Source organism: Alishewanella sp. SMS8 (assembly GCF_030737935.1).
Lineage (GTDB): Bacteria > Pseudomonadota > Gammaproteobacteria > Enterobacterales > Alteromonadaceae > Alishewanella > Alishewanella maricola.
Window position 1 is genome coordinate 316,700 of the sequence record NZ_JAPJEA010000001.1, and the last position, 11,800, is coordinate 328,499.

Below are 11,800 nucleotides of genomic sequence, written 5' to 3' on the forward strand. Positions count from 1 at the left end.
TTATCTCTTAACCGGTTTATCGTTTCGAGTTGTGTCTTTAACAAGGCGAAACGGTAAGCTGAGTAGGAAAGCTAAACCGGTATTTTGCTCAGGTTTCAGATATTGCACCAAACCAATATCTAATTGCGCATCGCTTTTCCGTGCTTTTTCACAATAACTGCCAAACAAACGATCCCAAACGGATAAATTAAAGCCGTAATTACTGTTGGTTTCAACAACACGCTGACTGTGATGAATACGATGCATTTGCTGCGTCACGATGAACCAACGCAGTGGCCGCTCAATCATCGCCGGTAAACGAATATTGCTGTGATTAAAAATCGCGCTGGCATTTAAAATAATTTCAAATAGCAGCACCGCAAGCGCCGGTACGCCCAGTAAAAATACCAAGAGCAACTTAATAAAGTAACTGAGCAGAATTTCTAGTGGATGAAAGCGCAAGCCACTGGTGCTATCAATGTGCGGATCGGCATGATGCACTTGGTGTAAACGCCAAAGCAGGGGTATACGGTGAAATAAACGGTGTTGCCAGTAAATAGCCATATCTAAAAAAAGCACGCTCACCAACACCATTAGCCAATACGGCATGGCGAACAGATACAACAGGCCAAAACTTTGCTGCTGATTGACCTGCGCCAGTGCCACTAAGCTAATTGGCGCTAATAAACGCATTAACAGCGTGCCAGAGACCATTAGCAGCAAATTAGTACGCCAACGCCAAGAACGACCTACCGGATCGCGCCTGGCCGGCGCTAATGCTTCCCACAGCATCATCAGCAACAACATGCCTAAAAATACCCCTAGCCGATAATAATTTTCATGCGCCATGCTGTTTACTCCGCTTTCTCGTAATGCCTTAGCGTCTTAAAACCGCCTATGACTCTTGTGACGATGGTGATACCGGCGGCAAAAGCAAAGCAATAAGCCAGTAAGCTAAAATGCTGCGGCCATACACAAAAAGCGACAAACAATAAAATGGTTTCGGTACCTTCGGTTAGACCGTGCAGATAGTAAAAACTTTTATTCGCAAATTGTGGCCGGGCTAATTGATAACGCTCTGCTGGGATAGCAAAGGCTAAAAAACTAGAACCTGTACCAATAAAGCTGGCCAACAACACCGCAGCCGCTAAAGCATTGGCGGTTGGATCAGCCAAAGCAAAACCCAAAGGTATGGCGGCATAAAACAAAAAGTCTAAACTAATATCTAAAAAGCCACCGGAAGCGGTACTGCTGTTTTGCCAGCGCGCCAAGGCACCATCTAAGCCATCCACCACGCGATTGAGCAAGATCACGAGCAAGGCGGCAGTATAGTTTTGATAGGCTAGCAAGGGTAAAGCCAACATACCGAACAAAAAACCCAGCACGGTTAACTGATTAGGGCTTATTTTCCACTGATCTAACTGTTTTACCAGCGGCTGCATTAACGGTTTTAACAAGGGTGTGATCTTAGCATCTAACATGTAGCGGCCTCCATTTCAGCTAGGTTTATCAACCGCCCAGCGGCAGGCACATCAGCTTGATCATGGGTGACTAACAGCGCAGGGATCTTCGCTAGCTGAATAAAGTTAAACACTAACTCGCGTACTTCTTGGCGCAAACGGCTGTCGAGTTTGCTAAAAGGCTCATCTAATAATAACGCTTTAGGCTGCGCTAGCATCACGCGCAGCAAAGCCACCCGCGCTTGTTGCCCACCCGAAAGACTCGCCGGATTGCGCAATGCCATGTCAGCTAACCCCACCGAGTCTAACGCCGCTAAGATCTGCGCTTGGCGCTGTGCACCTTTAATGGCTTTAGGCATGGCAAAAGCGATATTCTCCGCCACATTCAGATGAGGAAACAATAACGGATCTTGTAATAACAACCCCATATGCCGTTGATGCGGCGGCAAGTGAGTGATGTCTTTACCATCTAACACTATTTGACCAGACGCGCTAAACTGCGGCGCCAATAAACCGCTCAGCCAATTCAGTAAACTCGATTTACCACTGCCCGACGGGCCCATAACCGTCAGTACTTCTCCAGCATGGATCTCGGTACTAAGCGACAGCAAAGGCTGCTGCTGACGACTTAACTGTAAAGCGTTGATCTGAAGCGTGCCGCTATTCATAAATCCTATCTCATTTTACTGCAACAGAGGCGTTGCTTTGCGTGTTGGTGCCAGGCTGAAAAAATAGTTTGCTACACCAATAGGCTAGCAAGAAGGCCAAAGCAGGTAACAGCATTTGTAATAAGGCATATACCGCAACCAAACGGCGACTACCGCCATTGGCCAAAGCAACGGCTTCGGTGGTTAGCGTTGCAACCCTGCCCGCACCGGTTAACAGTGTGGGCAAATATTGACCAAAACTGACTGCTAAGCCCAAAGCCAAGGCCAATAAAATCGGTTTAAACAATAAGGGCAATTTAACGCGAATAAACACGGCGCCAGGCGATAAACCCAAACTTGCTGCGACACTTGCCCAGCGCGGATCCAGCAAACGATAATTGCCCGCTAACGCCAGAAATACATAAGGTAATACAAATAAGCTGTGACTGGCGATCACTGTGCCCATACCTGGGGCAATGCCCAGTTGCTCTTGTAACCAAACAACCCCAAATAAAAAGGCGATTGCCGGCACTAACAACGGTAAATAAATAATACTTTGGCTCAACCAAGAGAGCGGTTTTTGCCGCACTTGCTCAGCTTCTAAGGTGGCCAGTGTTAACAGCAAGGCCAAACCACTGGCCGCAAATGCGACGACTACGGCATTGAACAACGGTAAACGAATAAATGGCAGTGCCGTGAGCCAATGGCTGAGTTGCAAGGTGTCCGGGACTAAATCGGGATAAGACCAATAACCCGCCAGCGACCAGAGTATTAAGCCCCCCATCGCCAATACTAACGTCAGGCCAACGAGGCCTAAAATTAGCCGGCTTAAACGTTGCCAAAAAGCATCGGCATAACTTCTGCGGCCATTACTTAACAGGCTGCCTAAGCCCCAAGCCAATAAACGCTCGGCACACCACCAAGCGAGCAGTACACTTAACACCACAGCTAATTGTAATACGGCACCGGCCGAAGCCATAAAACGGCGATGTAAATCGACATCATTAAACCACTGTACAATGGCCACGGCGAGTGTTGATGGCCCTGATGGCCCCACAATTTGTGCGATTTCGACATTGGCACACCCATAGGCTAACACGGCATAAATAGGTAAGCGTAATTTAGGATAAAGCTGCGGTAACACCACTTTGCAAAAGGCCGTTAATCGCTGATAGCCCATGCTTTGCGCCAGCTGAAACTGCGTTAACACTGTGCTATTTGCTAAAGCAGCCAGTGACATAATCATTAAAAACGGTAATTCTTTTAAAAAGAGCGCCAACATAATACTGACGCCGGCAGCATCATTGGGAAGTAACCAATCTGGCGGTGTTTGCCAGCCGGTGAGCAAAGCAAATAACCGGCTAAAAAACCCCGATGGGGTGAGCAAAAATGCGATGGCAATCGCGGCCGTGGCATGCGGTATTGCTAACAACGGACTAAAGATCCGCTGTAGCAGCATCATCCCCCGGCTACCATAAAAGCAGCCCAGTAATAACAGGCACACCAGCAACGCCAACAGGCTACTTAACACCCCGCTTATTACACTTAGGCTGACCATCTGTGATAAACCCGGCTGTTGCCACAATTGCTGCCACGCCAGTAAATTAACCTGCTGAGAGCCCAGCGTGGGCAACCAACCAAAGGCCGGTAACAACACACCCATTAAACCGCCTAACACCGGCAAGACCAGCAGAGCGAATAGCAGCCAAGGCGCCACCCTGATACCCCAGTCATAAAGTGACTGGCCCAGTTTCATGGTTGCACCCCATAACGTGCTAACCAAGCGGCGGTAAGCGCCCTACTCCAACTCGGATGCGGCTCTGCTAAGGCTGTAGTCGTGCTTTCTAAGGGCAAAGCAGCCGGCTCGGTTTGTGTTGTACTATGCCAATTTAACAACCGGCTGTCTAAGACGGTGCGATCCCCCCATACTGCTAATTGCTGCTTATGCCACTGTGCTTCTGGCGACAATAAAAAGTTCGCCACCAGCTTAGCCGCGGCGCTGTGCGCGGCATTAAACGGGATCGCCACAAAATGCACATTGGCTAAACTGCCATCCTGCATAGCATAGCTACGGGTGCTACTTGGCAGATCGTAACGGCGCACCGCAGCAGGAATGCTGGAGGGCGCAAAGCTAAACGCCAGTTGTAATTCTTCATCACTGATCAAACGCATTAATTCATTGCCGCTGCTCGGAAAATGCCGACCTTGGCGCCATAAGTTGGGATGTAATTTGGCTAAATATGGCCACAGGACTGCGGTCATTTGTTCAAAGCTGGCGGCGGTGACTGGCTTATACAATAATGGGTCTTGCTGATTCAGCACCAATAATAATTGCTTTAAAAAGCTCACACCTAAAAAATCAGGCGGTCTAGGGTAAGTAAAACGGCCTGGCTGTTGCTGACTGAATTCAAGCAATGCTGCCATCGTACGTGGCGCTGAGGCAAGAAGCTGATTATTATAGTAAAAAATTAACTGCGCCTGGCCCCAAGGCGCTTCCATGCCTAAGGTTGGCAAACCAAAGTCTAAGCGCATTTGCGGGTTTTCGTCGGCATTGACATAGTAAAAGTTCGGTAACTGCTCAGCCCAATCGGCTTCCAGTAGCTGTCGCTGTTGTAAACTGGCAAAGTTTTCACCGTTGATCCAAATCAGATCAACATTGCCATTGCGATAATTGTTCGCGGCTTTTTCGGCTAAGATGCGGCTAACCGCTTCACCCGTATCTGCAAGCTTGACGTGAGTAAGACGAATACCATAACGCGCTGCTACTTCTTTGCCGACCCACTGAATATACTGATTGACCTGAGGATCGCCGCCCCAAGCATGCCAATACACAGGTTGATTTTGACCTTGTGCGATGACCTGCTGCCAGGCGGCACTGTCTGCAACAGCAGTCGCTGACATGCTAGCGTGCGCTGAGGTGCTATTTTTAATAGCCACGTCTATATTTACCGTTACTGTTACGCTAGCGTGGGCCAAAGACAGACTGGCGCATAACAACACACTACTTTGCCACAAGCTTTGGCAAAGCCAAGCCAAGTTACTGCACCACTGCATTCAACCGCCAATCATAATCCATAAAAGAAATCGGTAGCCTGTCTGCCGCTAACTGCTGCTGTTGGCGCTCATCCAGTTGTAACGCATCAGCATAGCGCAACAAAAAACTCGCCAAGCTGCGGCTATCGCGCCAAGGTTGTTGAAAATCTTCTTTATACCATTTAAAAATTGCCGACAGCTGCAAGCGCCCGTCAGTGGCTAAATTGCGCGAGCGATCAGACAGAAAACGCACCGTTTGCTGCTCTAATTGTTGTTCTAAAGTGGCCGCATTATAGGCTTCTTCAAGCAACGCCGGACAACCGATACTGGCACAATTGACGGCAAAATGAATACGCGGCTCGTTAAAATCACCGCTGCCGCGGATCAATTCATGCTCAATCTCATCTAAGGAGCGATCTTTTCCTAACAACGGAATGAACCGTTTCTTCCACGGCGACTGAAACAACGTGCCCAAGTCTTTTATGGAGTCGACATTAGGATACGCCGTTAAAATCAGCTGCAGCGTCCACGCATTGTAAGCATTGAGCAAAAACGCTAACCGCTCCGCTGCAGGCCATTGTTTAAATATGTCCGCATCTACGGCGCTTAACGAGGCTAAATAAGCCTCGAGTTGCCCTTGCTGTTGTTGCAACAAGCGGTAATTTACCGCGGTGGCATGGCCGCCGGGCAAGGTAGAAACGGTTTGCTGCAACAACTCAGTCAGCGGTTGATGCTCAAAGGTGCGCGCTTGCACTTGTAAACTAAAACACAGAAGCCAAAAAAGTATTACAAAACGCATACGCTTATCCTTTTAAGCGCCAGTGATGGTATTTTTGCAGCAGCGCTAAAATCGTTGCAGGCGCATGGGCACGTTTCCACTCGCCAGCGGCGTATTTATTCGCTTCGGCCCACGTGGGATAACTGTGAATAGTCCCCAGAATTTTGTTTAAACCTAAGCCGTGTTTCATGGCCAGAACAAATTCGGCCATTAAATCACCGGCATGCTCGGCAATAATGGTGACGCCTAAGATCTGATCTTTACCCGGCTTGGTCAGCACTTTCACTAAGCCATGTGCTGCCCCATCGGTAATGGCGCGATCTAACTCACCAATATCAAAGCGTGTCACTTCATAAGCGATGCCCTGCTCTTTGGCTTCTTGCTCGTTAATGCCTACTCTCGCCACTTCCGGATCGATAAAGGTCGTCCAAGGGATCACACGATAATCAACTTTGAATTTTTTAAACTGACCAAACAGCGCATTGACTGCCGCATACCATGCTTGATGGGCCGCAACATGGGTAAATTGATAAGGCCCAACAATATCGCCTGCGGCAAAAATATTCGGTAATAAGGTTTCTAAATAGTCGTTGGTTTGTACTGTACGTGTTGTCTCAATACCGAGTTCTTGCAAACCATAACCGTCTAAGCGCGCAGTTCGGCCTACAGCACAAATTAACTCGTCAAATGGCAATGCGATTTCTTGGCCTTGATGTTCAACGATTAAGCATTTTTGCTCGCCTTGTATTTCACAGCGTAATGCTTTGTGCGACGTTAATAGTTTAACGCCACTACTGGTCAGGGCGTTGTGGGCAAAATCACTGATCTCGAGATCTTCTTTGATCATCACTCGCTCGGCCATTTCGACTTGCGTCACGTTACTGCCAAGCCTGGCAAAACTTTGTGCTAGCTCACAACCAATAGGGCCGCCGCCTAAAATGACCAATTTTGCCGGTGGTTGATCACGTTCAGCTAAAGCCTGCCATATGGTATCGCTGGTTAAATACCCCAGCTCTTTTAAACCGGGCAAAGGCGGTACAAACGGCTGAGCACCGGCGGCAATGATAATGCTTCGCGCGGTAAGTTGCTGTACACGGCCATCAGCAAGGGTGATTTGCACGGTCCAAGGATCGAGTAACTTGCCATAACCTTGCAGCACCTCAACCCCTAACTTGGTATAGCGTTCTACGCTATCATGCGGTGCAATATCAGCAATAACTTGTTCAATGCGTGCCATCACTTTTTTAAACGAAAACGGCGCGAGCATACCCTGACCATCCGCCAACGGCTCGGTCGCGGCCAAGCCATAGTGCTCAGCATGGCGCAGCGTGTGTGCGACCTTGGCGCTTTTAATTAACGCTTTACTCGGAACACAACCAAAATTTAAGCAGTCGCCCCCCATCTTATGCGCTTCAATTAACGTCACTTTGGCTTTTACGGCCGCGGCGATATAACTGCTCACTAAACCCGCTGCACCCGCACCAATCACGATCAGATTACGATCAAACTGCTTCGGTTTTTGCCATTTCGCATACAAGCGACGCTGATTTATCAATTTAATCAAGCCTTTGGCAAACCAAGGGAACAAACCTAACAAGGCAAACGACAACAGCATATTGATGGATAAAATACCGGCTAAGCTATCCAGCTGTGCCAACTGTGTGCCCGCATTCACATAAACAAAGGTCCCAGCTAGCATACCCACTTGGCTCACCCAATAAAAAGTGCCAGCTTTGAGTGCCGTTAAGCCCATTAAAATGTTAATCAGAAAAAACGGGAAAATAGGCACTAATCGCAAAGTAAACAAATAAAAAGCGCCATCGCGTTCAATGCCTTGATCAATGGCTTTTAAGCGGCTAGAGAATTTCTGTTGCAGCGTGCTGCGTAGCATGTAGCGCGCCACCAAAAAGGCGAAGGTGGCACCGATACTTGAGGCAAATGACACCAATAACAAGCCTTGCCATAAGCCAAATAAGGCGCCAGATGCCACAGTCAAGATCAAGGCGCCCGGTAAGGATAACGCCGTTACCAGCACATAAAATAGAAAAAAACCACCCGCGACCAGCCAAGGTGATGCTTGATACCACTGGCTAAATTCTGTTAGCCCTTGCTTTAAACCGGCAAAGGTTAACAGTTGATGCAGGTCGAAGTAAAAAAAGCTGCCTGCAAGCAACAGCAATAACAGTAAAACCACGATTTTTTTAAACATAAAATCCACTTATTAATTTAAGAGCGCAGCATTAAAAACGGTAGGTTACCGAGGCTTTAACATTACGGGGTAATTCAGGAAACACCAAGGTTGAGCCAAAGTAACCGCCTTCAAATACTGGCCGCCAATTTTGCTGCTGCGTTACATTAAGCACATCCAAACGCATTAACAATTGTGGGCTCAGCTGATAACTGCTGTTGAGGTTAATATGATATTGATCGCGAATATGCACCGTGGCTAAGAAGTCTAACGGATAGCTTTTGGTATACACCGTGGCTAGGCCCACTTGCCACAGCTCCGTTAATTGATAACCGGCATTCAAAGATAAGATTGTTGAGGGGATCCCCTGCACTCGCGCAGATGACGGTGCAAAACCGGCAAAGTTGGGCGCGCCAATGCCAGTACCAACAATAATATCGGGGCGTGAATTATCAAAAGCATCGGCAACTTGCTGGCTATCTTGAAAGCTTGCTGAATCATCATAACGCGCATCTAAATAGCTATAGGCGAGATTAAACCAATACTGCTCGGCGCGGTAAAACACCTGCGCTTCAACGCCAGAAGTCCGAATACCGCTGTTGCTGCCGTCACGATTTCGTAAGCTTCGCCGCTGTTGAAACACCGCGGCATCGGCGTACCAGCTGCTGTTAGCCGGATCATACTTAATGCCGGTTTCGACTAAGGTGTTTTCGGTGGCGAAATTCAGTGGGTTGATTTGATTATTGGCGCCGAGTACTGTGCCGCCAGCCATACTGTTAGAGGTTGCTTCGTTGTAGTTAGCGCTGACATATACCACCATATCAGGTTGCAATTTGAAACTGACACTGAGCATACCACTGCCGAGTAAGTCCGAATGGCTGTCTTGCGCCGCAATTTGTCCAGCCGGCGGTAAGGCATCACGCGCCGTCACGTCATACTGATCGGCACGCAGGCCAATAATGCTGCTCCATTTATCACTCCACTGGCTGTCATGTTGCACAAAAACACCAGTTTGCCAGCTGGTTGAATCCGTAGTGTCAGACAACGAGAAATCGCCTGCGCCATCGTTATTCACATCGTATTGCGCACCGGGTGACACATAAATACCAGGACGTAGCTCGACTAAGCGTGCTTGCTGGGCCGAGGTTAACGGAATGCGTCGATTAGACAACGGCCCCGTTAAATCAATGGGTAAGTCTGCTTCAGTAGTAAATTGGCTGTAGCCCAGCACATCGTTATAACGGACATTTAGCCCAAAGGTGGTTTGCTGCTGCGCCTGCCACTGATATTGCAATTCAGTGCGGTTTTCGAACGTATCCGCGCCATCAATAATTTCGACAAAGCTGTTACCCGCAATTTCTTCGCGGCTTAAATGCTGAAAATAGCTGATATTTCGCAATAACCACTGGCCACTCAGCTGCTGCCGGTACTCACTGTGCAGTAAAAAGGTTTGTGCTTGGTTGGTATCGTCTGGATCGGTCAGTACTTGATTGCGCGGTATAACCACCTGCCCTGTTGGCGACACTAGCGCAAAAGCACCCGCTACACTGCTGCCATTGGGTTGAATACCTTGGCCGGTGATATACAAACCCGCATCGATCAGCGCTTGCGTGGGCCGGTTAATGCCGGCGATGTCGGTGTAATTGGCTTTGTAATATTCGGCGCTAAGATCCCAGCGCGTATCGGCGTCTAACTGCCAACGGCCACTGGCATAGGCGCTGGTGCTGCGATGATGGCTAAAATCATAAAAACTGTCTTCATCGATATGCTCTAAGCTCAAACGCACACCGGCTTCATTTTCAAGCAGTGGCTGATTGATGTCTAACTGAGCCCGATGTTGCTGCCAAGTACCCGTACTGACCGTCAATTGCTGACTGGCTTGCTCTACTGACGCTTTTTTACTGACGAGATTGACATAGCCGCCATTACGCTGCGTACTACCCAGAATTACCGGTGGTGGCCCTTTGACAATATCAAGTTGCTCGATAGCATTGAAAGATAACGGTACACCAAAACCATTATTACCCGCTTGGCGGCGGATGCCGTTTTCAAACAGCTCTCCTAACTGACCACGTAACGTGGGTAAGCTCGGTGCCCCAAAGCCAGATGCTGCATAGCTATTGGGGGTTAAGGCTAGAATATCTTGCAATGAGGTAATGGCATATTGCTGCATCATCTCTTCAGTAATCACCGTAACGGAACGGGCAATATTCACCAGTGCCTTATCATCGCCAAAACTGCCACTGACTCGGGCAAACTTCGGCGAAATAGTGTCTTCCGTAGTCTGCACACCTGTGACTTTGATCACTTCAACCGGCTCAGCCTGCTCAGCGGGTTCAGTTGAGGAAATACTTTGTGCCAAGGTCTGTAAAGGTGCTACCGCCAAAGTCAACATAATGGCTGCCGCTAGGGGGTGATAATGGAATCGCAAAATAAATACCTTCTTTTTATAATAATAAATGAGATGTCAGTGCTGAAACGTTAAATGCCGATAAGCCTACTGAGTTAACTATAATGTAAAAAACGCACCACTCGGTGCGTAATATCTATCTATTGTTGGATTAGTTGAAAAAAGTTACAGCTACGGCTAAATATACTTTTATCAACGGTTCATCAAACCAGCAATTAATTGTCTGCAGTTTATACTACAAAAGTTTATCGTTAGCCCAGTTCTCAAAAAAAAGAGCAGCCCGGTTGCTACAAAGAAGCCCGTTATATGCCGTCGACGTTTGGCCTAACATTGCATTTCGATATCGGTAGCGGCCAAAACGTCACATCATATCGCAATGCGCACGTTCGAATTTAAGGACAAGTGGATTTAATGATAGTGACAGTCAGCATTGAGACGCCTGAGCAGCAATAGGCAATTGCTCAGGCGAGGTGTCATATTGAGGTATGACGTCATTAAACAGATTAGCGTGTTAGATTTAAGCTTAGTTAAGCTTTTGCACTAACTCTGATAAGTCTTTCACCACATAATCCGGTGCAGGCGCTAGCGGATACAGGGTTTTACCTGGTCTGGCAACAAAGGCGGTTTGCATTCCAGCGGCTTTCGCACCAGCAATATCCCAACCATGTGCCGCTACCATTAATGCCTCTTCTGGCTTCACGCCTAATTTAGCTAACGCCCACGCATAAGCGCGCAAATCGGGTTTATACACTTTAATGTCTTCAATACTTAAACGCTGCTCGAAATAGTCAGTTAAGCCCGCATTCGCAAACTGCGTGGTAACTCCATTATTCGATGAGTTGGTTAAACTGACCAGCGTGTAGCCTTTGGCCTTTAGTGCAGCCAAACCGGTTTTTACATCAGGGTGTGCCGGTAGTGACAATAAAGGCCCCTTGATCGCCGTCAGGGCTTGTTCTTCGCTTAAACGGATCTGGTTGCTCTGCGCCACCATCAGCAGCGCAGCCACACCAATCTTGCCAAAGTCTTGGTAATCACCCGTGACAGTGGTCACTAAAGAATGATGCAACATGGTTGAAAACCATAACGCGGTTAAATCGTCTCGGCCATTCAATGCTTGACCAATAGAACTGCGCATCGTTTCAAGATCTAACAGCGTTTCATTAACATCAAAAACAATGACTTTGGGTTTAGTAGCAGCATGACTTATCATTCCGGTTCCTAATAAAAACAGTAGCACAAAAGCCAACACTAACGATTGGCGACGCTGGATATAAGGCATTAGTCGTTTATTCCTCAGTTTTTCAT

Annotated in this window: 9 protein-coding genes; all 9 read right to left on the reverse strand. The window is 47.9% G+C overall.

Annotated elements, in window-relative coordinates; genetic code table 11:
• The 9 genes from ORJ01_RS01460 to ORJ01_RS01500 all read right to left on the reverse strand — a co-directional run bounded on the left by ORJ01_RS01460 (position 1) and on the right by ORJ01_RS01500 (position 11,774).
• Entirely contained in the window at positions 1 to 828 is an 828-nt protein-coding gene (locus ORJ01_RS01460) for a sterol desaturase family protein (RefSeq protein ID WP_306176717.1), read from the reverse strand.
• Positions 829 to 833: 5 nt separating this feature from the next.
• Positions 834 to 1,460, reverse strand: a complete 627-nt coding sequence (locus ORJ01_RS01465; protein ID WP_306176718.1) for a CDP-alcohol phosphatidyltransferase family protein — start codon at positions 1,458 to 1,460, stop codon at positions 834 to 836.
• The gene (locus tag ORJ01_RS01470; protein WP_306176719.1) at positions 1,454 to 2,107 is read right to left on the reverse strand and encodes an ATP-binding cassette domain-containing protein; all 654 of its coding nucleotides are present in this window, start codon (positions 2,105 to 2,107) and stop codon (positions 1,454 to 1,456) included. Before ORJ01_RS01470 ends, ORJ01_RS01465 begins: the two co-directional genes overlap by 7 nt.
• Positions 2,108 to 2,117: 10 nt before the next feature.
• Positions 2,118 to 3,842: an ABC transporter permease gene (locus ORJ01_RS01475; RefSeq protein ID WP_306176720.1), complete on the reverse strand. Its 1,725-nt coding sequence runs from the start codon at positions 3,840 to 3,842 to the stop codon at positions 2,118 to 2,120.
• Positions 3,839 to 5,140 (reverse strand): ABC transporter substrate-binding protein, encoded by a 1,302-nt coding sequence (locus tag ORJ01_RS01480; protein ID WP_306176721.1) that lies wholly within the window; start codon positions 5,138 to 5,140, stop codon positions 3,839 to 3,841. Before ORJ01_RS01480 ends, ORJ01_RS01475 begins: the two co-directional genes overlap by 4 nt.
• On the reverse strand, positions 5,124 to 5,918 hold the full coding sequence (locus tag ORJ01_RS01485; RefSeq protein WP_306176722.1) for a DUF547 domain-containing protein: 795 nt from the start codon (positions 5,916 to 5,918) through the stop codon (positions 5,124 to 5,126). Before ORJ01_RS01485 ends, ORJ01_RS01480 begins: the two co-directional genes overlap by 17 nt.
• Before the next feature lie 4 nt (positions 5,919 to 5,922).
• A complete protein-coding gene (locus ORJ01_RS01490) occupies positions 5,923 to 8,106 on the reverse strand; it encodes an FAD-dependent oxidoreductase (RefSeq protein ID WP_306176723.1) in 2,184 nt (727 codons plus the stop codon).
• 31 nt (positions 8,107 to 8,137) lie between these two features.
• Positions 8,138 to 10,480 (reverse strand): TonB-dependent siderophore receptor, encoded by a 2,343-nt coding sequence (locus tag ORJ01_RS01495; RefSeq protein ID WP_306177510.1) that lies wholly within the window; start codon positions 10,478 to 10,480, stop codon positions 8,138 to 8,140.
• A gap of 538 nt (positions 10,481 to 11,018) precedes the next feature.
• Positions 11,019 to 11,774, reverse strand: a complete 756-nt coding sequence (locus tag ORJ01_RS01500) for a haloacid dehalogenase type II (protein ID WP_371930705.1) — start codon at positions 11,772 to 11,774, stop codon at positions 11,019 to 11,021.
• Between the last annotated feature and the right edge of the window lie 26 nt (positions 11,775 to 11,800).